General features: G+C 66.8%; 23 protein-coding genes. 9 read left to right on the top strand and 14 right to left on the bottom strand.

Annotation, left to right across the window (positions count from 1 at the left end):
* Positions 1-68 precede the first annotated feature (68 nt).
* Complete coding sequence (locus ACJ7IV_RS01405; RefSeq protein ID WP_483865473.1) at positions 69-605, bottom strand: cytochrome b; 537 nt, start codon at positions 603-605, stop codon at positions 69-71.
* Positions 606-773: 168 nt separating this feature from the next.
* On the opposite strand from ACJ7IV_RS01405, the gene ACJ7IV_RS01400 reads away from it, so the two are divergent.
* Together ACJ7IV_RS01400 and ACJ7IV_RS01395 are read left to right on the top strand one after the other, a co-directional pair.
* Entirely contained in the window at positions 774-1,367 is a 594-nt protein-coding gene (locus ACJ7IV_RS01400) for an SAM-dependent methyltransferase (RefSeq protein ID WP_483865472.1), read from the top strand.
* Positions 1,368-1,399: 32 nt separating this feature from the next.
* Positions 1,400-2,401: an aldo/keto reductase gene (locus tag ACJ7IV_RS01395; RefSeq protein ID WP_483865471.1), complete on the top strand. Its 1,002-nt coding sequence runs from the start codon at positions 1,400-1,402 to the stop codon at positions 2,399-2,401.
* Positions 2,402-2,417: 16 nt separating this feature from the next.
* Here ACJ7IV_RS01395 and ACJ7IV_RS01390 read toward each other — a convergent pair whose 3' ends face one another.
* On the bottom strand, positions 2,418-2,888 hold the full coding sequence (locus tag ACJ7IV_RS01390) for a TspO/MBR family protein (RefSeq protein WP_483865470.1): 471 nt from the start codon (positions 2,886-2,888) through the stop codon (positions 2,418-2,420).
* 116 nt (positions 2,889-3,004) lie between these two features.
* Here ACJ7IV_RS01390 and ACJ7IV_RS01385 point away from each other — a divergent pair, with 116 nt between their 5' ends.
* The gene (locus tag ACJ7IV_RS01385; RefSeq protein ID WP_483865469.1) at positions 3,005-4,189 is read left to right on the top strand and encodes an FAD-dependent monooxygenase; all 1,185 of its coding nucleotides are present in this window, start codon (positions 3,005-3,007) and stop codon (positions 4,187-4,189) included.
* An 18-nt stretch (positions 4,190-4,207) separates the two neighbouring features.
* On the opposite strand, the gene ACJ7IV_RS01380 is transcribed toward ACJ7IV_RS01385, so the two are convergent.
* Complete coding sequence (locus ACJ7IV_RS01380; RefSeq protein WP_483865468.1) at positions 4,208-5,101, bottom strand: alpha/beta hydrolase; 894 nt, start codon at positions 5,099-5,101, stop codon at positions 4,208-4,210.
* Positions 5,102-5,276: 175 nt separating this feature from the next.
* On the opposite strand from ACJ7IV_RS01380, the gene ACJ7IV_RS01375 reads away from it, so the two are divergent.
* Genes ACJ7IV_RS01375 through ACJ7IV_RS01360 form a run of 4 tightly spaced genes read left to right on the top strand, consistent with a single transcriptional unit; the run spans position 5,277 to position 8,033 of the window.
* Complete coding sequence (locus tag ACJ7IV_RS01375; protein WP_282041086.1) at positions 5,277-5,426, top strand: hypothetical protein; 150 nt, start codon at positions 5,277-5,279, stop codon at positions 5,424-5,426.
* Positions 5,426-6,160 (top strand): metal ABC transporter ATP-binding protein, encoded by a 735-nt coding sequence (locus ACJ7IV_RS01370; protein WP_483865467.1) that lies wholly within the window; start codon positions 5,426-5,428, stop codon positions 6,158-6,160. The genes ACJ7IV_RS01375 and ACJ7IV_RS01370 overlap by 1 nt, the downstream gene beginning before the upstream one ends.
* Complete coding sequence (locus ACJ7IV_RS01365) at positions 6,144-7,034, top strand: metal ABC transporter permease (RefSeq protein WP_232913415.1); 891 nt, start codon at positions 6,144-6,146, stop codon at positions 7,032-7,034. The genes ACJ7IV_RS01370 and ACJ7IV_RS01365 overlap by 17 nt, the downstream gene beginning before the upstream one ends.
* Positions 7,035-7,052: 18 nt before the next feature.
* Positions 7,053-8,033 carry a metal ABC transporter solute-binding protein, Zn/Mn family gene (locus ACJ7IV_RS01360; RefSeq protein WP_483865466.1) on the top strand — a complete coding sequence of 327 codons (981 nt, stop codon included), beginning with the start codon at positions 7,053-7,055 and terminating at the stop codon, positions 8,031-8,033.
* 124 nt (positions 8,034-8,157) lie between these two features.
* Here the strand turns inward: ACJ7IV_RS01360 and lpdA are convergent, their stop codons facing one another.
* From lpdA to ACJ7IV_RS01310, 10 genes are all read right to left on the bottom strand, one after another.
* The gene (gene lpdA / locus ACJ7IV_RS01355) at positions 8,158-9,552 is read right to left on the bottom strand and encodes a dihydrolipoyl dehydrogenase (protein ID WP_483865465.1); all 1,395 of its coding nucleotides are present in this window, start codon (positions 9,550-9,552) and stop codon (positions 8,158-8,160) included.
* A 9-nt stretch (positions 9,553-9,561) separates the two neighbouring features.
* Positions 9,562-10,839, bottom strand: coding sequence for a pyruvate dehydrogenase complex dihydrolipoamide acetyltransferase (locus ACJ7IV_RS01350; protein WP_483865464.1), 1,278 nt, complete (start codon positions 10,837-10,839; stop codon positions 9,562-9,564).
* A 2-nt stretch (positions 10,840-10,841) separates the two neighbouring features.
* Positions 10,842-11,318 (bottom strand): VOC family protein, encoded by a 477-nt coding sequence (locus ACJ7IV_RS01345; protein ID WP_483865463.1) that lies wholly within the window; start codon positions 11,316-11,318, stop codon positions 10,842-10,844.
* 13 nt (positions 11,319-11,331) lie between these two features.
* Positions 11,332-13,515, bottom strand: coding sequence for an alpha-ketoacid dehydrogenase subunit alpha/beta (locus tag ACJ7IV_RS01340; RefSeq protein WP_483865462.1), 2,184 nt, complete (start codon positions 13,513-13,515; stop codon positions 11,332-11,334).
* Positions 13,516-13,535: 20 nt separating this feature from the next.
* Positions 13,536-14,327 (bottom strand): SDR family NAD(P)-dependent oxidoreductase, encoded by a 792-nt coding sequence (locus ACJ7IV_RS01335; RefSeq protein ID WP_483865461.1) that lies wholly within the window; start codon positions 14,325-14,327, stop codon positions 13,536-13,538.
* 61 nt (positions 14,328-14,388) lie between these two features.
* A complete protein-coding gene (locus tag ACJ7IV_RS01330) occupies positions 14,389-15,096 on the bottom strand; it encodes an ABC transporter ATP-binding protein (RefSeq protein ID WP_483865460.1) in 708 nt (235 codons plus the stop codon).
* Entirely contained in the window at positions 15,096-15,857 is a 762-nt protein-coding gene (locus ACJ7IV_RS01325; protein WP_483865459.1) for an ABC transporter ATP-binding protein, read from the bottom strand. Before ACJ7IV_RS01325 ends, ACJ7IV_RS01330 begins: the two co-directional genes overlap by 1 nt.
* A 12-nt stretch (positions 15,858-15,869) precedes the next feature.
* Complete coding sequence (locus ACJ7IV_RS01320; RefSeq protein ID WP_483865458.1) at positions 15,870-17,150, bottom strand: branched-chain amino acid ABC transporter permease; 1,281 nt, start codon at positions 17,148-17,150, stop codon at positions 15,870-15,872.
* Positions 17,151-17,160: 10 nt separating this feature from the next.
* On the bottom strand, positions 17,161-18,102 hold the full coding sequence (locus ACJ7IV_RS01315) for a branched-chain amino acid ABC transporter permease (RefSeq protein ID WP_483865457.1): 942 nt from the start codon (positions 18,100-18,102) through the stop codon (positions 17,161-17,163).
* Between the two features lie 86 nt (positions 18,103-18,188).
* Positions 18,189-19,379 (bottom strand): branched-chain amino acid ABC transporter substrate-binding protein, encoded by a 1,191-nt coding sequence (locus ACJ7IV_RS01310; protein WP_483865456.1) that lies wholly within the window; start codon positions 19,377-19,379, stop codon positions 18,189-18,191.
* Between the two features lie 200 nt (positions 19,380-19,579).
* Here ACJ7IV_RS01310 and ACJ7IV_RS01305 point away from each other — a divergent pair, with 200 nt between their 5' ends.
* On the top strand, positions 19,580-20,314 hold the full coding sequence (locus ACJ7IV_RS01305) for an SDR family NAD(P)-dependent oxidoreductase (protein WP_483865455.1): 735 nt from the start codon (positions 19,580-19,582) through the stop codon (positions 20,312-20,314).
* 59 nt (positions 20,315-20,373) lie between these two features.
* Positions 20,374-21,093, top strand: coding sequence for a FadR/GntR family transcriptional regulator (locus ACJ7IV_RS01300; protein WP_483865454.1), 720 nt, complete (start codon positions 20,374-20,376; stop codon positions 21,091-21,093).
* Here the strand turns inward: ACJ7IV_RS01300 and ACJ7IV_RS01295 are convergent.
* Positions 21,072-24,326, bottom strand: a complete 3,255-nt coding sequence (locus tag ACJ7IV_RS01295) for an FAD-binding and (Fe-S)-binding domain-containing protein (RefSeq protein ID WP_483865453.1) — start codon at positions 24,324-24,326, stop codon at positions 21,072-21,074. The genes ACJ7IV_RS01300 and ACJ7IV_RS01295 overlap by 22 nt on opposite strands.
* Positions 24,327-24,337 lie beyond the last annotated feature (11 nt).

Raw genomic sequence — 24,337 nt, 5'->3', positions numbered from 1 at the left:
ACAGCACGCCCCCGGCAGGAACCGGGGGCGTGCGACCAAAGGTGAAGCGAGAAGCGCCGGGGAGCGGCTCAGCGCCCTCTGCCGAGCCTCGGCAGCATGCGTGCCAGCACGTCCTCACCGGCCATGCGGCGATGCAGGAGCGCCATGCCCACGTGGCCGACGATCAGCGCCAGCAGCACCCAGCCGAGCAGGCCGTGAAAGATGCCGCCGACGGCGGTCATCCACTCGATCTCGCCCTCGAAGCCCGGCATCAGCGGGATGCCGAAGGGGGCGAAGGCACGGCCGGAGCCATACTGACGCAGCAGGGCGACCAGCGGCACCGCCACCATCAGGGCATACAGCGCCAGGTGACCGAGGCTGGCGGCGAGGTTGACCGAGGCCGGGCGCCGGGCCCGGTCCACCACCGCCCACACCAGGCGCAGCACGATCAACAGCATCAGCAGCGCCCCCAGCGGCTTGTGGGCGCCCCATACGGCGGCCTCCAGGGCGGTATCCGGGAAGGCGAAGTGGGCGATGGCGGTGATGAACTGGACGCCAAAGAGCGCCGCCATGCCCCAGTGGAGCAGGCGGCTGACGCGGCCATAGTGTGGGATGTGGGACGGCATGGCGGGGCTCCTGTGCGATGAGAATGCTTTGCATGCTAGCGACCCTTAGCGCAGGAATTGTGAAGGTCCCGTGCAGCTACCCGTCACAAGTGGGAGGCAGGATAGGCCAACAGGGCCCCGGAACTTGGTACTCTCGGGGTTCGATCGATGACACTGCGAGGATGCCCCATGTGGGATGAGCGCTACAGCACGGACGACTACGTCTACGGCACCGAACCCAACGACTTCCTGCGCGAACAGGCCGCGCTGATCGGCGAGGCGCCCAAGCGCGTGCTCTGCCTGGCGGATGGCGAAGGACGCAACGGGGTCTACCTGGCCGGCCTCGGCCACTTGGTCACCTCGGTGGATGCCTCCTCGGTGGGCCTGCGCAAGGCCGCCCGACTGGCCGAACACAAGGGGGTAGCGCTGACTACCCAGAACGCCGACCTCACCGAGCATGAGTTCGTGCCGGCCTCCTTCGATGCCGTGGTGTCGATCTTCTGCCACGTGCCGGCGGCGGGCCGCCCCCACCTGCACCGCCAGGTGATCCACGCGCTGAAGCCCGGCGGAGTGCTGATCCTGGAGGCCTATACGCCGGATCAGGTGCATCGCAATACCGGTGGCCCGGATACCCCGGATCGCACCCCCACCGCGGCGGAGCTCGACGCGGCCTTTGCCGAACTGGATATCGAGCTCAGCCGGGAGTGCGAGCGCGAGGTGATCGAGGGCCGCGGCCATACCGGCCCGGGCTGCGTGGTGCAGTTCATCGCCCGCAAGCGCTGAGGATACGGCTCGATAATATGCAAGGAGACACCATGAATTCCGTGACCGCCCGCCTGAAGGCCGTGGCCTCCCCCACCATCGGCCTGGGCTGCATGAACCTCTCCCATGGCTACGGCCAGCCGGTCTCCGAGTCCGAGGGGCTGCGCGCCCTGGAAGAGGCCTTCGAGATGGGCTATCGCCACTTCGATACCGCCACGCTGTATGGCGCCACCGCCAACGAACGCCTGGTGGGCAAGGCCCTCGCCGGCAAGCGGGACGAGTTCCTGCTCGCCAGCAAGTGCGGCATGGCCATGGACCCGGAATTGGGCAGGAAGGTGATCGACGGCCGCCCGGCCACGCTGCGCCGCCAGTGCGAGGCGAGCCTCGAGCGCCTGCAGACCGACCATATCGACCTCTACTACCTGCATCGCTGGGACAAGGGCGTGCCCATCGAGGAGAGCGTGGGCGAACTGGCCCGGCTGGTGGAGGAAGGCAAGATCGGCGCCATCGGGCTCTCCGAAGTCTCGGCGGCCACCCTGCGCCGCGCCCGGGCGGAGCATCCCATCGCCGCGGTGCAGACGGAGTACTCGCTGTGGACCCGCAACCCCGAGATCGCGGTGCTCGAGGCGTGCCGCGAGGCGGACACCCTGTTCGTGGCCTTCAGCCCGCTGGGGCGCGGCTTCCTGGCCGGGGCGGTGCGCGACAGCGAGGGCCTGGTCGAGGGCGACGTGCGCGTCGGCATGCCACGCTTCAACGCCGAGAACCTGTCGCGCAACTTGGGGCTGCTGGCCGAGCTCGAGGCCGTGGCCGGCGAGCTCGAGGTGACCAGCGGGCAGCTGGCGCTGGCCTGGCTGCGGGCCAGGGGTGATGACATCATCCCGATCCCCGGCACCCGCTCCATCGCGCACATGCGCGAGAACCTGGCCGCCGATGCCGTGACGCTGGACGCTGCCGGCGTGGCGCGTCTCGACGCCCTCTTCACTCCCGAGCGCATCGCCGGCGCACGCTACGGCGAGGCGCTGCAGGCCGAGATCGACACCGAGGAGTTCGCCTGACGGCGGGCCCGTGGCCTCAGCCGTTCAGCCACCAGATGCTGGTATTGAGGTAGGCGGCCAGGCTGACCCAGGCCAGATAGGGCGCCAGCAGCCAGGCGGACAGCGGCGAGACCCCGGCGAAGCGGCGGATGGTGAACACGATCAGCCCCCACAGCAGCAGCAGGTCGACCAGCGCCACCAGCATCCAGTGCAGGCCGAAGAACAGGATCGACCAGAGGGCGTTGGCGGCCAGCTGGGCCACGAAGGGCCAGAGGGTGTGCCAGCGCATTGCCGGGGGCGCGGCCAGGGTGGCCCGCCAGGCGGCCACGGCCATCAGCAGGTAGAGCAGCGTCCAGGCGATGGGGAAGGCCAGGCTCGGCGGGGTGAACGGCGGCTTGTCGAGGCCGGCGTACCACTCGCCGGGCGGGGTGAAGATGCCGGTCAGCGCGGTCAGCGTCACCAGTGCCAGCCAGCCCAGCAGGATCAGCGCGGATCGTGTCGCGGTCATGGTCGCTCCTTGGGTCGTCGAGTTTCGGTATCCTAGGCGGTAGCGACCGCGACCCGAAAGGGATTTCGCGCGTCGCCCGGACATCGGCAGTTGGAGAGGGCCACTTGGAGAAAGGCATGGACGAGACCCTGGATGCGATCATCGTCGGTGGCGGCATGGTCGGCGCGGCCGTGGCGGCGGCGCTGGGCCAGGCCGGCATGAGCGTGGCGCTGGTGGAGGGCGGCGGCCCGCCGGCGGCGATACCCATTGAGGCCCCCTTCGACCTGCGGGTGTCGTCGCTCAACCTGGCCTCCCAGCACTTGCTGGAGGAGGTGGGCGCCTGGGCGTTCATTCCCGCGGCGCGGCGCTGCCCCTTCCGCCATATCGAGGCCAGCGATGCAGCCGAGAAGCGCCATATCCGCTTCAACGCCGCCGAGCTCGAGTTGCCTGACTTCGGCTACTTCGTCGAGAACCGGGTGATTCGCCGCGCCCTTTGGCAACGCCTCGAGGAGATTCCCGAGGTGACCACGCTCTGCCACGTCCGGCCGGTGGCCTGGGTCCCCGGCGGGCACCGCAGCCTGCTGGAGCTCGATGACGGCCGGATGCTGGCCGCACGGCTGGTGGTGGGCGCCGACGGTGCCGCCTCGCATACCCGGGAGCTGGCGGGCATCGCGACCCGCGACGAGGACTATGGTCAACGTGCGTTGATCATCAACGTGCGCACCCGGCTGCTCCAGCAGGACGTCAGCTGGCAGCGCTTCACCCCCGCCGGGCCCCAGGCTATGCTGCCACTGCCGGGCCAGCATGCCTCGCTGGTGTGGTACGACAGCGCCGAGGCCACCCTGGCCCGGGAGGCACTGGACGACGAAGCGCTGCGCCTCGCCATCGAGCATGAATTTCCCGCCCGCCTGGGGGGCGTCGAGGCCGTGCTGGGCCGCGCCAGCTTCCCCATCCGCCGGCGTCACGCCGAGCGCTACGTGCGCCCACGCCTGGCACTGGTGGGCGACGCCGCCCACGTGATCCATCCGCTGGCCGGCCAGGGGCTCAACCTGGGGCTGCAGGACGCCGAGGCGCTGAGCCGGCGGGTGATCGAAGCCTTCCGTGCCGGCCAGGACCCGGGCGACCGCGCGGTCCTCGCCGGCTATGCCCGGGAGCGGCGCCCCCAGACCCTGGCGATGATCGCCGCCATGGAGACCTTCCATCACGTCTTCACCGGAGCCGCGCCGCTGCGCTTCGCCGGCGCCGCGGGACTGGCCCTGGCCGAGCGCCTGGAGGGTGCCAAGCGCCAGGTGATGCGCCACGCCCTGGGGCTCCCGCGATAATGGGGCTCCAGCGGTGAATCAGGCCGACTCGACCGTCGTCTCGGCCAGGGCCTCCGCGAGGAACCCCAGCAGCTCGGGCAGCTCGCCCTCGATATGCTGGCTGAGGTCGTGGTCGCCGGGCAGCAGGTGCAGCCGGGTCGGCGTCTCGCCACGGCTGGCGTAGAGCCGCTCGGCATCGCTCGGCGGGATCACGCGGTCGTCGCGGCCGTGGACCAGCAGCACCGGGCAGCGCACCCGCGGCAGGGTGTTCACCGGGGCGATGGCGTCGAAGCGATGGCCGATCACCCGCTCCACGTAGCGCAGCACGTACCAGCCCAGCGGAAAGAAGGGCAGCCCCCTCTCCGCCAGCCAGCGGCGCATCATGCCGTCGGGGTGGGCGAAGGCCGAGAGGCTGACCACGGCACCGATATCGTCGCGCCGCGAGGCGGCCAGCAGCACCGCCGCGGCGCCCACCGAGTGGCCGAGCAGCGCCACCGGAGCCTCCGCCATGCCGGGGCGGGCGCGCAGCCAGGCCAGTGCCGCCTCGGTGTCCTCGGCGAAGCGCGGCATGGAGGAGAAGCTGTCGGCAGCGCTGTCGCCGTGGTTGCGGGCATCGAACAGCAGCACGTTCCAGCCGGCGGCCTGCAGCGGCCTGGCCAGCGGCAGCATCAGTTCACGGTTGGCACCCCAGCCATGGGTGATTACCACCGTGCCGCGCCCTCCTCCAGGCAGCCACCAGCCGCTCAGCTGCCTGCCTCGCCGCGTGGGGAAGAGCACCGTCTCCCCGGTCACGCCGTGCGTCTCGAGCGAGCCCGTCACCGCCACCCGGGGCGCGGCCAGGCTGACCCGGAGGCGCCGATGGAAGAGGTGCAGCAGCCCGCCGCCCACGCTCGCCACGCCCAGGGGCACTGCCCACCACCATGCCGCTGCCATCCTGTTCTCCCTGTTCACTGGATTCGCCCTCATTCTCCGCGATGGCCGACATCACGTCAGCTACCGCCGCCTTGCCGAGACGCTGTCGCGGCGACCACCACTGGCGCTGGCCAGCCGTCGTTTTGTTATGTTATAACCTACTCCGCTTTTCGCAGGACACCGCTCAGAGGAACCCATGGCACACCGCAGACACCGGCACCGCCCGGAAGGGCCCTGCCACTTCTCGCTGATGTCGCTCTCGGCGACCCGCCGCCTGCTGCTGGCGGCGCTGCCGCTGGCGGTGTTGTGGCTGACGGTGGCCTGGGCCACCGGCTGGGGGGCGTGATGTCGCGCCTGCAGCTGGAGGACCTGACCCTGGCCCGCGGCGGGCGCACCGTGCTGGAGCATCTCGAGGGGCGCTTCCAGGATGGTGCCGTGACCGCCCTGGTAGGTACCAACGGCGCCGGCAAGAGCACCCTGATCAGCGCCATCATGGGCATGCTGCGGCCGATCTCCGGCCGCGTGGCCTGTCAGGTACCCAAGGAGCGACGCGCCTGGCTGCCCCAGCAGCTGGCCCTGGACCTCACCTTCCCGATGAGCGTGGAAGAGCTGATCATGACCGGCACCTGGCCCAGCCACGGTGCGCTGAAGGGCTACTGCGCGGCCCACTATCGCCGCGGCCGCGAGATCATGGCGCGGCTGGGCATCTCCCACCTGGCCCACCGCCAGCTGGGCGAGCTCTCCGGCGGTCAGCGCCAGCGCGCGCTGATCGGCCGCACCCTGATGCAGGAGGCCGAGCTGCTGCTGCTCGACGAGCCCTTCGCCAACGTCGACGTCGAGACGGTGGATGTGCTCATGGATGTGCTGCGCGACATGGCCCGGGACGGCGCCACCATCGTGGTGGTGCTCCACGACCTGGAGCAGCTCTCGCGCCTGGCCGATGACGTGCTGATACTGGCGGGCGGTCACGGCCGTTGGGCGAGCCCCGAATCGCTGCTCGAGCACTACGCCGGGCAACCGCCCCGCGCACCGCGCCTGCCCCTCACCTTCCCGGATACCTTCGATGCTGGAACTGCTTGACGCTTGGCTGCTCGCCCCCCTCGACTACGGCTTCATGAAGCGCGCCCTGGTGGCCGGCCTGGCGCTGTCGCTGGCCGCCCCGCCGCTGGGCGTGTTCCTGATGCTGCGTGGCATGAGCCTGATCGGCGACGCCATGGCCCACGCCATCCTGCCCGGGGTGGCGCTGGGCTTCCTCGCCGCCGGCTTCTCGCTGCCGATCATGAGCCTGGGCGGCATCCTCTCGGGGCTGCTGGTGGCGGTGCTCGCCGGCAGCGTGTCGCAGATGACCGGCCACCGCGAGGACTCCGCCATGGCCAGCTTCTTCCTGATCTCGCTGGCCGCGGGGGTGATGCTGGTCTCGCTGGGCGGCAGCAGCGTCGACCTTACCCATGTACTGTTCGGCTCGATACTGGCCGTCGACACCACCGCCCTGCTGCTGATCGCCGCCATCAGCAGCCTGATCGTGGTGATCCTGGCGGTGATCTTCCGCGCCCTGGTGGTGGAGTGTCTCGACCCGCTGTTCCTGCGCGGCCAGGGCAGTCCGGTGGGGCTGGTGCACGGCCTCTTCCTGGGGCTGGTGGTGCTCAACCTCACTGCCGGATTCCAGACCCTGGGCACCCTGATGGCGGTGGGGCTGATGATGTTGCCGGCGACCACCGCACGCTTCTGGAGCCAGCGCCTCGAGGGGCTGATCGGCATCGCCATCCTGGTGGCCCTGGTGGCCAGCAGCGGCGGACTGCTGCTCTCCTACCACCTCAACCTGCCCTCGGGCCCGGCGATCATCCTGCTCGCCGGGGCCGGCTACCTGCTCTCGGCCCTGGTGGGCCGACACCACAGCCTGCTCGCCCGGCTGCGCCGCCGCGCCACGCCGCTGGGCGCCCCGGAACACGACTGACCCCACGGAGACTCCGCCATGCACGCCTTCCGCACCGCCGCCGCCCTGGGCCTGACCGCCCTGCTTGCCCTGCCCACCGCCCACGCCGATGAGCGCGTGCAGGTGCTGGCCAGCTTCAGCATCCTGGCCGACATGGTCGAGAACGTCGGCGGCGAGCATGTCGCGGTCACCGCCTTGGTGGGCCCCGACAGCGACGCCCACGTCTATTCGCCGCGCCCCACCGACGCCCGCGCCCTGGCCGAGGCCGACCTGGTGGTCTTCAACGGCCTGCAGTTCGAGGGCTGGATGGAGCGCCTGGTGGAGGCCAGCGACTACGCCGGCCCGCTTGTGGTGGCCAGCGACGGCCTCGCCTCGATGAGTGAGGAGCCAGAAACGCCCGCCGGGGACGACCATGGCGATCACGACGGCCACGACCATGGCGACCTGGACCCCCACGGCTGGCAGGACCTGAATGCCGGCAAGCGTTACGTGGCCAATATCCGCGACGGCCTGATCCAGGCGGACCCGGACAACGCCGAGGCCTACGAGGCCAACGCCGCGCGCTACCTCGACGAGATCAAGGCCACCGACACCGAGATCCGTGCACTGATCGCCGAGATTCCCGCCGCCACCAGCGTGATTACCGGCCACGACTCCTTCGGCCATTTCGCCCACGCTTACGGGCTGCGCTTCCTCTCGCCCCAGGGTCTCTCCACCGAGGCCGACCCCAGCGCCGCCGACATGGCCGCGCTGATCGAGGTGATCCGCGAGCAGGAGGTGCGCGCCCTGTTCCACGAGAACATGACCAGCCCGGCCCTGCTCGAGCAGCTAGCCGAGGAGACCGGCCTGCCCATCGCCGGCACCCTCTACGCCGATGCCCTGGCCAGCGAAGGCGAGGCCAGCACCTGGCTGGGCATGATGCGCCACAACGCCAATACCCTCCACGACGCCCTGGCCCAGCCGGGCAACCACGACGACGCCGACATGGGCGACGCCAGGGAGCATGGCCACGAGCATTGAGCAGTTGGTTAGGTGCAGCGAGACGGGGGAGGCTCTACGATAGATTCTTAACTACACCATGCTGTCCAAAGTGCTGCAGCTATTCTACAAATCCAGATTTTTGTCACGACAGGTCAGTAATAGCTTATAAATGAATCGGACGATCAAAGGCATCCAGCACAGACTCGTGCAACGCTTCCGACAGCGTCGGATGGGGAAAGACCGTACGCATGATCTCCAGCTCCGTCGTCTCCAGGGTTCGACCCAGCGCATAGGTGCCGATCAGCTCGGTCACGTCCGGCCCGATCAGGTGAGCCCCCAGCAACTCGCCGCTGTGCGCATCCATGACCGTCTTGACGAAGCCCTGCGAATCTCCCAGAGCCAGGGCCTTTCCATTACCCACGAAGGAAAAGCGGCCGACGCTGACCGTATGGCCGCGCTCCCGGGCTAGCGCTTCCGTCAACCCCACGCTGGCCACCTGGGGATGGCAGTAGGTGCAGCTGGGAACGGCTTCGGGATCCAGCGCATGCGCGTCGGCAAGCCCCGCAATGCGCTCGATGCAAGCCACCCCCTCATGGCTGGCCTTATGGGCGAGCCAGGGCGGACCAGCCACATCGCCGATTGCGTAGACCCCAGACTCACCGGTGGCCGACCAGCGATCCACCACGATGTGCCGATTCTCCACCTGCACCGCCGTGTTCTCCAGCCCCAGGTCCTCGACGTTGCCGACGATGCCTGCCGCCACTATCACTTTCTCGCTGTGATGGTCGAACCGCACGCCCGCCGCGTCGATCGACATGCGCACCCCCGAGGCCGTGACCTCCGGCGCCTCAGCCCGCACACCGACGTGAACGTCGATGCCCTGTTCGTCGAGGCGTGCATGCAGATGAGCGGCGATCTCCTCGTCCTCCTGCGGCACGACCCGCTCCGCCGCTTCCAGCAGGGTGACCTTGACGCCCAGCGCCGCATAGAAACTGGCGAACTCCACGCCGATCGCCCCGGCACCGATAACGGTCAACGAAGTGGGCAGGGCCTTGGGCGTCATCGCCTCGCGGGCCGTCCAGATGCATTCGCCATCCGGCGTGAAGCCTGGCAGTTCGCGCGGGCGGGCACCGGTCGCCAGCACGATGTGGTCCGCGCTCACCTGCTGCGCACTGTCACCGCCCTCGATGCGTACCCGACCCTCGCCCTGCAGGCTCGCCTGGCCCGTCAGCACCTGCACGCCATGCTTCTTGAGCAAGCCGCGCACGCCACGGTTCAGCCGCCCCGCCACCTCGCGGGAATGTGCGACGGCCGCCCGGATGTCGAACCGCACCGTGCCATCTATCACCACACCGAAGGCGCCGCTCGACTGCGCCTGCCGAAAAAGCTCGGCCGAGCGCAGCAGCGTCTTGGTGGGAATGCACCCCCAGTTGAGGCATACGCCGCCGAGCTCGGCGCGCTCGACGATGGCCGTGGCGAAGCCCAACTGGGCTGCACGAATCGCCGCCACGTAACCACCCGGCCCAGCGCCGACGACGAGAACTTGAAACTGTGCCATTGCGGTCTCCTATACCAGCAGTTCGAGCGGATCTTCGAGCAGCGCCTTAAGCTCGGCGAGAAACCGCGCGCCGACGGCACCATCCACCACGCGGTGGTCGGCCGAGAGCGTCAACGTCATCAAGCTACCCACGACCAGTTGGTCATCGCGCACCACCGGCCGCTTCTCGACCGCCCCTACGGCGAGGATGGCCGCCTGGGGAGGATTGACGATGGCAGCGAACTCGCGCACGCCGTACATGCCAAGATTGGATATCGTGAACCCGCCCCCCTGATAGTCGGCAGGCACCAGCTTGCCGTCGTGGGCTTTGCGCGCAAGCTCGCGGATTTCGCCGGAGATCTCGGCCAGCCCCTTGCGGTCAGCTTCGTGGATAACAGGAGTGACCAAACCGCCCTCGGTGGCTACAGCCACGCAAACGTCCACGTCCAAATATCGCAGGATCGCCTCGTCGCTCCAGCTTGAGTTCACTGCTGGCACCCGGCGCAGGGCGGACGCGGCGGCATAAACGATGATGTCGTTCACCGAAAGACGGAACTTCGGCTCGGCTTTCGAGCCCTTTGCGTTGAGCCGGCTGCGAAGCGCCAGCAGCTCGTCCACCTGCACGTCAACGGTGAGGTAGAAATGCGGAACCTGTTGCTTGGACTCAGCCAGCCTGCGGGCGATGGTCTTGCGCATGCCGCTGTTGGGGATCCGCTGGACGCGGGTACCTTCGACAATGGCGGGTGCAGCGGCCGGTTTGGTGACAGGAGCCGCTGCCGCACTTGCCGACGGTGCCGGTGCGATTTCACGCACACGCTCAACATCCACGCGCACGATTCGTCCGCGCGGTCCGCTACCTTGTACGCTGTGCAGGTCCACGCCGTAATCGGCCGCCAAGCGCTTTGCCAGCGGACTGGCGAGGATGCGCTCACCATGAGAGTGCTGCGGCGTCAGCTTGGCAGCTGCACGCGTCTCGGGGAAAGTTTCCGGTTCCAGCGCGGCGGGCGAAGCATCGGCAGTCGGTGCGCTCGGCGCCTGGAAGGACGCGAGCGCGGATTCGTCCTCGCCCGGCTCCAGCAGCACACCGATAACTGTGCCTACGGCCACACCTTCGGTGCCGCCCGGCACCAGAATGCGCCCGAGCACGCCGTCGGCCTCGGCCTCCATTTCCATCACGGCCTTGTCAGTTTCCATTTCGGCGAGGGTTTCGCCCTTGGACACCTTGTCGCCTTCGGCCTTCACCCAGCGCACCAGGGTGGCCTCTTCCATGCCGGCGGCTACCGACGGCAGTTCGATCTTGATGGCCATGTTCAGCCCTCCTGGGGAACGTCGGGCCGGTAGGCCTGAATGTCGGCGTACTGCACGAACTCGAGAATGTTGCCTTCGGGATCGCGCAGGAAGATCAAAAAGGTGCCGGGGCGCACTTCAACCAGTTCGTCGCCGCTGAGCAAAGGTAGGCCCAGCTTCTTGAGCTTGGCCAGCATCGCGGCGAGGTCGTCGACGATGAAGGTCAGATAAGCGTTGCCGCGCCGCTCGAGAATGGTGTTGGTATGCGTGAGCGCAGCCGGTGTAGCCTCGGGCTGGAGCAGCTTGATGCGCTCGCCGAAAGGCGTCTGCAGCCGCGCGACGCGGTATGCGCCGACGGTGAGACCGGTGTCGCCGGCCTTCTCCGCCGGCACGTCGATGACGTTGATTTCGGTGAGCCCCAGCTCCTCAACGTAAAAGCGCTTGAGCGCGACGAGGTCTTGGCAGCAGATGCCAACTTCCATGGGTACCAGTTGCTTCATGTTCATCACTCCTTTACGCGAGCGGCCGGCCCTGCTGAGCCATGACTAGACGCAGACCGTCCTCGATTTCTTCCGGGCCAGCGCAGGCGGCGCGCTCGAGCACCTTGGAGATGCTCGGCGAGGCTTCGCCACCCGTCACCTGCTGCACCGGCTGATCCAGGTAGTCCAGGAAGCGACGCTGGATCTCGTCGCCCAGCAGCACACCATAGGCCGTGCCCACTGAACCCTGCTCAACTACCAGCACGTTGTTGGTCTTGCGGATGCTCGTTCCTATAGTCTCCCAGTCCAAGCCGGCCCGATCTAAGCTGCGCAGATCGATGACTTCGGCGTCGACTCCCAGCCTCTCCGCGGCCTCCACCGAGGGCTGCACCATGGAGAGATACGTCAGCACCGTGACGTCCTTACCCGGGCGCACCACCTTGGCCTTGCCCAGGGGAATGTAGTAGTCCAGGTCGTCGACCGGTGCCGGGAACTTGGTGTTGTAGAGGTCGGTGTGCTCGATGACCAGCACCGGATCCTCGCACTGCAGGGCGCTGTTCATCAGGCCGACGTAGTCGTACGGGTTGCTGGCCGCGACGATGCGCCAGCCCGGCGAAGTGGCGAAGATTCCAGCCGGGTCCATCGAGTGCTGCGAGCCGTAACCCGTACCCATGGCCACCTTCGTGCGCAGCACCAGCGGCATGGCGCTGTCGCCGCCGAACATGTGGCGTGCCTTGGCGATCTGGTTGAACACCTGATCGGCGGCCACCCACATGAAGTCGGGGTACATGAACTCCACCACCGGGCGGTAGCGGCCGTCCATGGCGATGCCCCCACCCAGTCCGGCGAAGGCATTCTCGCTGATGGGCGTGCCCAGGCAGCGGTCAGGGAAGTCCTGCGACAGGCCGCGGGTGGCGCCGTTGGTGCCGCCCTTGAGGCGGTGCACGTCCTCGCCCATGACCACGATGCGCTCGTCCTTGCTCATGCGCCGGTGCATGACGTCGGCCACCGTGTCGACGAATTTGCGCTCTTCGAGCTTGCCGGTGAACTGCTCCTGCTCGACGTAGCGCACGCCGTCGAGTTCGGACAGGTCGCCGCGGATATGGGCGTCACGGAAGTCCGGCGAGGGCCATAGATCGGCACGCACGGCGAGTTTGGCGCCGCTCTTGTCGAGCAACTCATCGGCCGCGGCTTCCATGGCAGCTTGGGCCTGGTCGCGCAGCGACTTGATACCTGCCTCGTCGATCAGCTTGCGCTTGAGCATTTCGCTGCCGACGCGATCCAGTGGGTCGCGCGCGCGCCATTCGTTTTCCTCGTCCTTCGTGCGGTAGCCGAAGGCGCTGCCCGGCAGCGGGCCGTTCTGGTGGAAGAAGCGGTAGACGTCGGCCTCGATGATGGTCGGGCCGCCGCCGCTGCGCATGATCTCCAGCGCCTCTTGCGTGGCGAGGTAGACCGCCAGCGGGTCCATGCCGTCCACCTTCCAGGAGGGAATGTTGAAGGCCTGGCCGCGGGCCGAGAGGCGCGGCTCGGCGGTGGCCTCGTCCACCACGGTGGACACAGCATAGCGATTGTTTTCGATGAAGAAGCACAGCGGCAGCCTCCAGGCTGCGGCCAGGTTCATCGTCTCCAGCACAGAGCCGATATTAACAGCGCCGTCGCCGAAGTAGGTGATGGCCACATCACCCTTGCCGGCGCGCCGGTGCGCCCAGGCGGCACCGGCGGCCAGCGGCACACCGCCGCCGACGATGGCGTTGGTGCCGAGCACGCCGGCTTCGCCCCAGCGCAGATGCATGGACCCGCCGCGGCCGCGGCAGTAGCCCTGCGAGAGGCCCATGATCTCTGCGAGCGTCCGCTGCAGCAGCTCCTGCACTGGGGCAGTGACGGCCTTGGCCGGATCCATGCCCTCGGGGGAGACGTAGTGCAGGCACTTGGCGAGGAATTGATGATGTGCGCGGTGCGAGCCGTTGATTTGATCGGCCGCGCGCAGTGGCAGCGCCGAACCCACGGCGCCGCCTTCCTGGCCGATGCTCGAGTGCGCCGGGCCGTGCACCAGGCCCTGCCCGGCCAATTCCAGCACTTTCTCTTCGAAGGCACGGATCAGGTGTAGATCGACCAGGGTGCTGCACAGCAGGCCGGGATCGGCGGCCCGCCAGTCCTTGTCGGTGGTGACCAGCTCGCGCCAGGGCGCAGCGGAACTCAGTTTGCTGGAACGGGGCATTGCCGCCTCCTTAAAATCGTTCAGAGATAACCGTTGGCGGACCAGCCGCCGTCAAGGCCGATGACTTGTCCGGTGATAAAGCGCGCCTGATCGGAGCCGAGGAAGTAGACCAAATCGGCCACCTCTTCGACGGTGCCGAAGCGCTCCTGCGGGGTGCGCCGGATTAGCGCGTCGGCGTCGACGCGGCCGTCCTGAATCAGCTCTTCAAGCAGCGCGGTGCGGATGTAACCGGGCGCGATGGCGTTGACCCGGATGCCCTCGACGGCCCACTCCACGGCCAAGGCCTTGCTCATCATCGCCACAGCGCTTTTGGTGGCGCAGTAGCCTAGGCGGTTGGGCGCGGCGACCACGCCGTACATGGAGCTCATATTGAGGATGACGCCGTCCTTGCCGCGCATGTAGCGCGCGGCCTCGCGCGCGCAGAGAAAAACACCGGTGAGATTGACGTCCAGTGAGCGCTGCCACTCGGCCAGCGAGAGCTCGAGCGTCGGCCGGTTGCAGGACAGGCCGGCGTTGTTGATCAGCACGCGCACCGAGCCGAAGGCCCCGGCCGCGGCGGCGAAGGCACCGGCTACATCCTGCTCTTCCGCTACCGAGCCGATGAACTCGGCGGCGCGCCCCCCGGCGCTTTCGATGGCCTGGACCGTACCGCAGGCAGCGTCGGCATCGCGGTCGAAGATCATCACCGGCTCACCGCCGGCAGCGAAACGCTCGGCGACGGCGCGGCCGATTCCGCTGCCACCGCCCGTGACCACAACGGCGCCGCCCTGGACTTGCTGAGATTGTTCTTGCACGACGAACCCCTGAATCATGTCTGCTTGTCTTACAACTCTTTTAGAGCAAGGCAGGCCGTGCGGGCACGGCCATGGCACCTCAAGCGACCTCGAGCCACTCCCGACGAATGTCGTCGCGGCTCTGCATCTCCTGCGCTGAGCCGTCGAAGACGATCTCACCGTGGCCCATAACCAGCACCCGGCTCGCCACGCGCATGGCCATGCTCATTTTCTGCTCGGCCAGCATTACGCCCACTCCCTTGGCATGGATGTCGCGGATCACGTCGGTGACCACATCCACGATCATCGGCGCTAGGCCCTCGGTGGGCTCGTCCACCAGCAGCACCAGCGGATTGCCCAGCAGCGAGCGGCAGATGGTGAGCATTTGCTGCTCGCCCCCCGACATGTAGCCGGCGCGCTGATTGCGCCGCTCCTTGAGGCGTGGAAAGTAGCCGAACATGTCCTCGAGCGTCCAACGCGGCGTGCCCTCTACCCCGGGCTGCACGCCCATCTGCAGATTCTCCTCGACCGTGAGGTTAGGAAACACCAGCCGCTCCTCGGGCACATAGCCGAGGCCCCGACGCGCAATGATGTGCGAGCCTTTGCCGGCGAGCTCCTCGCCTTGCAGCTTCACGCGGCCCTCAGCCGGTTGCACGATGCCCATCATCGCCTTGAACGTCGTGGAGCGCCCCGAGCCGTTGCGCCCGAGCAGCGCGATGATGTCGGCCTGCGGCAGTTCGAAGTTCACGCCGTGGAGGATGTGGCTCTTGCCGTAGTAGGCGTGTAGCCCTTGCACTTCTAACAACATCAGGCCACCTCCTCACCCAGGTAAGCTTCCTGGACTTCGCGGTTGTTGCGAATCTCGTCGGGCGTGCCGGTAGCGAGGACCTTGCCATAGACCAGCACCGAGATCCGGTCGCACAGGTTGAACACCACGCTCATGTCGTGCTCAACCATCATCAGCGTCTTGTCGGCCGTAACCTCGCGGATGAGCTCGACGATGTAGGCCGTCTCCTCGCGCGACATGCCAGCAGTCGGCTCGTCGAGCAGGATCACCTCGGCCCCGGTGGCGAGCGTCATGCCGATCTCCAGCGAGCGCTGCTCCGAGTAGGTGAGGTCTCCCGCCGGTGTGTCCGCCCGGTGTCCCAGGCGCACGCGCTCGAGCAGCTGCATGGACTCTTCGTTGATCGTCTTCATGCGGCTGATCCGGCGCAGCAGATCAAAGCGCACCCCGTGCTTGGCGAGCACACCCATGCGGATGTTCTCCAGCGCGGTGAGCTTGCCGAACACATTGGTGATCTGGAAAGAGCGGGCTAGCCCCGCGCGGTTGATCGCCTCCGGGCTCATGCCGCTGATCACCTTGCCCTGCAGCTCGATAGAGCCGCTCGTCGGCGGAAACTCGCCCGAGATCAGGTTGAACATGGTGGACTTGCCGGCGCCGTTGGGGCCGAGCAGCGCGTGGCGCTCGCCCCGGCGCAGCTCGAGGTTCACGCCCTTCATGATCTCCAGGCCGCCGAAACTCTTGGTGACGTCCCGTACGTTCAGGACGATGTCTTTGTTAGCCGTCATTGCATCGCTCCGTTAGCACCCGCCACCGACGGCCGGCGCGGCCTCGGCCTTGTCGATTCCGGCGTCATGCTCTTCCCACAGATCGTGGATGCGGGCCGTGGCGCGGCGCACGATGATTACGCCGGGCACGAACAGCACCAGCGGCACGATCCAGGTGATCGGGCTCAGCGGGTCCCAGCTCGCGCCGAACAGGTGGTAGTCGGCCCACTCGCCGCTGCGCGCCACGACCGCCTGATAGCGGCTGGAGAACACGTGTTCGACGCTCTGAATGCAGAACACCGCCGCCAGTGAGATCAGCACGCTGCCTACGGTGAGCGCGCCGTAAGGCAGCGGCAGCCGGGCCCAAGGCAGACGGTGGCGCTGATCGATGTGGGCCTGGATCAGCCCGCCGATGCCGTTGGGGGCATAGAGCATGACCAGCACGAAGATCCCCCCCTGGTAGAGCAGCCACGCGTTGGTCGCGCCCGAGACGATGAAGCCGAACAGGGTGAACACGCTCGCGCCGATGATCGGCCCGAAGAACACCGTGGAGCCGCCCACGAAGGTATAGAGCACCACTTCGGCCGAGATGTGCGTGCTGAAGATGCTGTAGTTGGCCGTCTCGTTGGACATGGCCATGAGCCCACCGGCGATGCCCGCAAAGGTCGTGGAGATGGCAAACACCACCACCTTGGTGGCATGGGCGTTGTAACCCATGTAGCGGATGCGCTGAGCGTTGTCGCGCAGCGCCTGGGTGAGGCGCCCGAACGGGGTCCGCGTGTAGGCATAGAGCAAGGCGATGCACAGCACCACCCACACCAGGGTCAGGTAGTACACCTCCAGCGTGCTGCCGAAGGTAAACCCCATGGAGGGCATGCGCATCGACGAGAGGCCCGCTTCACCGCCGAAGATGCCTTCCCAGTGCGGGGCGAGCGAGTACAGGAGCTCGGCCAGCGCAAGCGTCACCAGCGAGAAGTACACACCAGCGCGCATGGTGGCGAAGTAGCCGGCGAAGAGTCCGCCGATGAGCCCGGCCAGGCCGCCGGCGAGCGGCAGCAGCACCGTGGGGATGCCAAGATCCCCGTACTCCACCGCCTGCATCAGGTGCAGCACGGCAAAGGCGCCGATGCCAAAGTAGGCGGCATGACCGAAGGAGAGCATGCCGCCCTGCCCCATGAGCAGGTTGAAGGCGGCAGCGAACAACGACGCGATGAGCGCGTTGACCAAGGCGTACTGCAGACCGCCGCCGAGCATCGGTGGCACCGCGACCAGGACGATCAGCAGCAGCGCAATGAGAGGGAGTTTGTAGCGCATCGTCCTATCCTCAGTTCTTGGAGCCCATCAGACCCGCCGGGCGAACCAGCAGCACGATGAGCATCAACAGGAAGGGCACCGTGCCGGAGATCGAGGAGATCGACATGGTCAGCAGGCCGCCGACACTGCGCGCCCACTCGCCAAGCCCGACCCAGTCCATGGCGCCGGCGAGCGACCAATCCAGGCCGACGGCAAAGGAACTGAAGATGCCGATCATGAGCGAGGCCAGCAGCGAGCCGGTGAGCGAGCCCAGGCCGCCGACCACGACCACCACGAACACGATCACACCGAGCTCGAGCGCCATATTCGGATTGGTGGGGTAGAAGGCACCGGCCACCGCGCCGCCCAGGCCTGCCAGTGCTGCACCGGCACCGAACACGCCCATGAATACCAGCGGCACGTTGTGACCCAGGGCCTGAGCCATCTGCGGCAGGCGCTCAGCGCCGCGCACCACAATGCCCACGCGGGTCTTGTTGAGCAGCAAGAGCAGCGAGATGAACATGCCCAGCGCCACCATGCCGATGAACACCCGATAGAACGGGTAGTCCGTCCCGAAGATATTGAAGGCGGCGAAGTTCAGAGCCTCCGGCACGCGGTAATTGACCGGAAAGTTGCCGTAGAAGAGCTTCACCAGTTCCTCGAAAATGAACGCAAGACCAAAGGTCAGCAGCAGCTCGTGCGCGTGGCCGTAGGCATGCACGCGCCGCAGCAGATAGCGTTCGACCAGGATGCCGATGCCGGCCACCAGCAGGGGTGCGACCAGCAGGCCGATCCAGAAATTGAAGATGCCCGAGAGGGTGTAGGCGAAGTAGGCGCCCAGCATGTAGAACGAAGCGTGCGCGAAGTTCAGCACGCCCATCATGCCGAAAATCAGCGTCAGGCCCGCCGACACCATGAACAGCAGCATCCCGTAGATGACGCCGTTCAGCGTGGAGACGATTAGGAATTCCATGCATCACTCCTGATCCGGGCAGAAAGGGGCGCCTCGGATGGAAAGAAAAGCCCCGCGAACCCGAAGGTCCGCGGGCGCGCTTGCTTTTACGGACGGCGCATCCGACAGGATTCCTGCACCGGGAACATGACGTCATCGGCGGCAACCGCCTCGACCGGCTCGAAGCCCATATCGGTGTCGTCAACCGGATACTTCACGTCCTTGCTCACTCGCGAGACCACGACTGGCATCACCGTCTGGTGGTCGCCCTTGCGGATGGAGATCTTGCCGAGATCCGTCTCCAGGGTGGCCTGCTCGAGCGCCAGCGCGATTTCGTTGGTGTCGATCTCACCACCGTCGAAGTTCACGCTCTCGAGCGCCTTGGCGAAGAGGTTCATGCCATTGACAGCACCGGGCTCGACGTACACAGGGTAGTGGCCGGTCGCTTCCCGGTAGTCCTCGACGAACTGCTCGTTGAGCAGCTCGATGTTGCCGGGATGGGCGACGTAGTTACCCAGCGCCGCTTCGCCGGCGTTGGCGACGTTGCCGACCTGGTCGAGGAACGCCGTGCCGAAGGTGATGTTGCTCAGTCCGGCGTCGCCGACCGCTTTCATCAGCAACAGCAGGTCATTGGACCAGTTGCCGGTGATGACCGAGTCCGGGTTGGCGGACTTGATCTGAGCGACGTAGGGCGCGAAATCCTGGATGCGGTTCACCTCGTGCAGCACTGAGTCCACCACTTCGTAGCCGTACTGGTCGGCGCGAGCCTGCGTGGCTTCCTGCATGTCCTTGCCCCAGGAGTAGTTCTGGTTGATTGCGTAGACGCGCTCGCCCAGATCGCCCTGCGCTGCCATCACCTTAGTCAGCGGGCCGACGCGCATCGGCGCGGTGGTGGTGAAGTGGAAAGCGTGGAAATGGCACTTGTCGCCGCGCAGCTCCATCGCTTCGCCGCCGACGTTGAGGTAGAGCACCTCGTCGCCGCGGTTGCGGATGTTGTGCTTGCGCACGTCTTCGGTGACCTGGCCGGCAACGGCCGAAGAGGAACCCTGGATGATCACGTCGACGCCGTCGGCGATGGCCTGGCGAACTTTGGCCGCCGCGCCCGAGGTATTTCCACCGTTGTCGTATTCCAGGATCTGGATCGACTCGCCGTTGAAGCCGCCGCTGTCATTGATCTGGTCCAGCACGTAGCGTGCGGCAGTGGCATACAGTTGACCGGTAGAAGTCTGCGAGCCGGACAGCGACTCGACGATACCGACCTTGAGTGGCTCGGCCTGCGCCGAGGAAGCAACAGTCATCCCCACTGCTATGCTGGCCCCAGCCACAGTTGATAAAGCGATCTTGCTTAGCATAAGAGCCTCAACAATATTAAATTTTTTGATAGCTTTTCATGAAATGATTGCTGAAAAGCTTGTCAGCTCATCTTACAACCCACAAAATGCATGTTGTAAGACAACCTTACAACTAGGCTTTAGTATTAATACTAATGAGGGTGTGCATGAACAAACCGCGTCACAAAACAGCCGTCATCACTGGTGCCGCCGGGGAGATTTCCCAGCAAATCGCTCTATTTTTCAGCAAGCGAAACATCAAGTTAGTACTAACCGACATCGACGAGATGAACCTCGATCGCTTCGCAGCCACGCTGGGCGGCGAGCCCGACTGCCTGGCCATTCGCCACGATGTCGCTAAGATGGACGACGCCGAACGCGTTGCCGACGCATGTCGGGAGGCTTTCGGGCAGGTGGACTACATCGTCAACGCCGCCGGTCTCTACCAACATCTGTCGCTGGCGGAGATCGGCGAAGCTGATTGGAGAAAGAGCATGGCCATCAACCTGGACGGTGTGTTCTTCACCATCCAAGCCTTGCGGCCGCTCTTGAGCGAGGGCAGTTCAATCGTCAACATCGCCTCGCTGGCCGGCCAGCGAGGCAGCCTGAACCACACACCCTATGCGGCAGCGAAAGGCGGCGTGCTGACACTCACCCGGTCACTGGCCCAGGAGCTCGCGCCTCGCACTCGCGTCAATGCCATATCGCCGGGACTCATCGATACGCGGATGATTGAGTCGCTGGATGCGGCCAAACGCCAGGCCATGATCGGCACCACTCCCTTACAGCGCCTGGGCCGGCCCGATGAAATCGCCAGCGTCGTCGACTTCCTTTGCAGCGATGCGGCCAGCTTCATGACCGGAGAAAGTCTCCAGGTCAATGGTGGGCTATATATCAACTGACACACGAAGGCGCGCTTTTCGGCTGAAGAACGCCGCCTACTTTCCCAATGGACGCAATGATGAACACAGCACCTTCAAGCACCATCGCAAGAGGTCACTCCCTACCGGACGAAGTGGCCAAACGAATCAGAACGTCCATCGAAAGCGGCAGCATCGAACCGGGCCAGCGCTTGCCCACCCAGCAGGAGCTCGCCGAAACCTATGGCGTCAGCCGCCCTGTGATCCGAGAAGCCGTCTCCATCCTGAAGTCGGACGGCCTGGTGATCTCACAGCAGGGGCGTGGACACTTCGTCAACACGGAAGGCGCCTCGGTCTTCCGTCTCGAGCCCAGCTTCGAAGACAAGGAAGACCTTGCCGACCTGTTTCAATTCCTCATGGCCGTGGAAGTGGCGGCCACCGAGCAGGCCGCCACCCACCGCTCCCCCAGCAACCTCGACTCCATCCGCCAGCATCTCGACGGGCTGGAAATCGCCATTCGGGAAAACCGCAACGGGGTCGACGAAGACATGAAGTTCCATCACGCAATTCTCCAGGCCACCCACAACGCCTACTTCATAAGCTTCGGCGAATTCCTGGAGTCGCGCGTCCGCAACCTGATCCGCACCGCTCGCGAAAACACCGCGCGCAGCCAGGACATGGTCAAGCGCGTCCAGGATGAGCACGAGGCGATCTTCAAGGCCATTGCCGCCCAGGACGCCGAAGGCGCCCGGGCTGCCGCCGCTCATCACCTCGACAACGCCGCCCAGCGGTTGCGTATCTACCTGACGCCCGCGGATTGACCCGCCCGACCTGAACTGGCCAACCGTAGCTCGGCCAGCAGCGCCTGCAGCGGATGCGGCAGCGCGGTCTCCGACAGGCGCTTCACCTGGCTGCGGCAGGAGTAGCCGGTAGCCAGCAGGTGGCCGGCGCTGGCCTCGTCCTCGACCACCGGCTGCCACGACTGGGCGTAGATGGTCTTCGAGGTCTCGAGGTTGCGCGCCTCGTGGCCGTAGGTGCCGGACATGCCGCAGCAGCCGGTCGCGACCAGTTCGAGCTCCAGGCCGAAGGCGGCGAACAGCTGTTGCCAGGCCCTGGGGCTGCCCGGGGCGTTGGTCTTCTCGGTGCAGTGCGAGAGCAGCCGGTACCCGGGCCCCGTCACCGCCAGTCGGCGGGGGGCAAGGGTCGGCAGGAGGGCGGCCAGCCACTCCTGCAGCATCAGTACCTCGGGCACGGCGTCGGCCCCCAGCGCCTTCACGTACTCCTGGCGATAGGTGAGGGTCATGGCCGGGTCGATGCCCACCAGCGGTACCCCGGACTCGGCCAGCATCCCGAGTCGTTCGGCCTGTTTCGCGGCGGTGTGCTCGAAGGCACCCAGGAATCCCTGCACGTTGAGCGGCTTGCCGTTGGGAGAGTAGGGGGCCACGAAGACCCGGAACTCCAGCCGGCTCAACAGCTCGACGATATCCATGACCAGCCGGGCCTCGAAGTAGCTGGTGAAGGCGTCCTGGACGATCACCACGCTGCGCGCCTTCTGGGCATCGGTGAGCAGGCCCAGCGAGGTCGGGGTCGCCTCCGCCACGCCCCAGGCCGCCAGCTGCTTCCTCAGGCTGGCGCGGGAGAGTTGGGGGCTGTCCACCATGCCGACGGGGCCGGCCAGCAGGCGCTCCACCAGCCGGTTGCCCAGGGCGGCATTGTAGAGCGGGGCGATGCGCGACAGGGTCGGGACCATGAACTCCAGGCCGCCGATCAGGTAGTCGCGCACCGGGCGCAGGTAGCGGCCGTGGTAGACCTCGAGGAACTGCGCGCGGGAGTCCGGCACGTTGACCTTGATCGGGCACTGGCCGGCACAGGACTTGCAGGCCAGGCATCCGGCCATGGCGTCGTAGACCTCGTGGGAGAAGTCCTCCTCGCCGCGTCGCCTGGCCAGGGTGTTACCGAGCCGCTTCGGGAAGTCCCTGACGAAGCCCCAGGCACCCTCGGCCTTCTTCTTTCGCGACTCCTCGACCAGGTCGACACCGGCCTCGCCCTGCAGGCGCAGCCACTCGCGGACCAGGCTGGCGCGCCCCTTGGGGGAGTGGATGCGGTCGCGGGTGGCCTTCCACGACGGGCACATGGCATCGTCGGGATCGTAGTTGTAGCAGGCACCGTTGCCGTTGCAGTAGACGGTGGCAGCGTGGGCCTGCCACACCCGCTCGTCGATGGTGCGGTCGAGCTGGCCCCGGGTCGGCACACCATCGATGGTCAGCAGCCCCGGGTCGACCAGCGTGACAGTCTTGTCCTGATCGGCGGCGCTGGCTTGCGAGGTCGTTCCCGCGGCATCGGGCGGGATAGAAGCTGTACCCGCGGCTTCGGGCGGGCTCCCCGCGGGGGCGGGTGGGGTAGAAGAGGAGAGCGGTGTCGCGATCTTGCCGGGGTTCAGCTGGTTATGGGGATCGAAGGCCGCCTTGATCCGCTGCAGGCTCGGGTAGAGCTCGCCGAAGAACCTCGGCGCATACTCCGAGCGCACGCCCTTGCCGTGTTCGCCCCACAGCAGGCCGCCGTACTTGCGGGTCAGTTCGGCCACCTCGTCGGAGACCTCGCGGATCAGCCGCTCCTGGGCCGGGTCCTTCATGTCGATGGCCGGGCGCACGTGCAACACCCCGGCATCCACGTGGCCGAACATGCCGTACTCGAGGCCCCGGGCATCCAGGGCGGCGCGGAACTCGCCGATGAAGTCGGCCAGATGCTCCGGGGGCACCGCGGTGTCCTCCACGAAGGGGATGGGGCGTTTCTCGCCCTTGGCATCGACCCGGGCGTTGCCCAGCAGGCCCACGGCGCGCTTGCGCATGGTGTAGACCCGCGTGATGGCATCGCGCCCCTCGGCCAGGGTGAAGCCCAGGCGCTCGACGCTGTGGTCGCTTTCCAGGTGGCGACAGAAGGCAGCGACGCGCTCGCTCAGGCGCTCGGGGTCATCGTCGTTGAACTCCACCAGGTTGATGCCGCGCACCGGCGTCTCACCGGCGGGGAAGAACTCCGCCACGCTGTCCCAGACGAAGTCCTCCATGGCCAGGGTCAGCACCCGGTCGTCCACCGTCTCGATGGAGGTGGGGCCGGCGGAACTGGCCTTGAGCGCCTTGGCGTCGCGCAGGGCATCCATGAAACCGGCGTAGCGCACATTGACCAGGGTCGAGTGCCTGGGGATCGGCAGCACGTTGAGCACGGCCTGGTCGAGCAAGCCCAGCGACCCCTCGGATCCGCACAGCAGGCTGTTCATGTCGAGCCGGCCCCGGTCATCCCTCAGGTGCGCCAGGTCGTAGCCGGTCAGGCAGCGGTTGAGGGGCGGAAACTTGGCCCGGATCAGCTCACCCTGGGTATCGATGACCTCCCGGGCGGTACGGTAGGCACGGCCGCTGGTGGTCTCGGGGGCACACAGCGTCTGAAGCTCGCTCTCCGCCACCGGCCGGCTGACCAGCCTCTCGCCGCCCAGCAGGAGTGCCTCGAGCTCGAGCACGTGGTCACGGGTCTTGCCGTACTCGCAGCTGCCCTGGCCGCTGGCGTCGGTGGAGATCATTCCGCCGATGGTGGCGCGATTGGAGGTCGAGAGGTCGGGGGCGAAGAACAGCCCGTGGGGCTTGAGCGCCGCGTTGAGCTGGTCCTTGACCACCCCGGCCTGGACCCGCACCCGGCGGTTCTCCACGTCGATCTCGAGAATCCGGTTCATGTGCCGCGACACGTCCACCACCAGGCCGTCGGTGAGCGACTGACCGTTGGTGCCGGTGCCACCGCCGCGGGGGGTGAGCACCACCTGGCGGTGCTCGACCTGGCCGGCCAGGTGGGCGATGCGCTGCAGGTCCTCGCCGTGGCGGGGGTAGAGCGCGGCCTGGGGTAGGCGCTGGTAGATGGAGTTGTCGGTGGCCAGCACCGTGCGGTCGGCGTAGTCCGGGGCGATCTCGCCCTCGAAACCGGCGGCCTTCAGGGCCTCGAGAAAACGCAGGTAGGGTGCGGCGAGGCGCGTGCCCGGGTCGATGTAGGCCTTATCCAGTCTAGCGATCATGGTATCTCGGG

Source organism: Halomonas sp. C10-5 (genome assembly GCF_057169305.1).
Note: the sequence above shows the minus strand (reverse complement) of the source record. Positions and strands in the feature narration are given on the sequence as shown.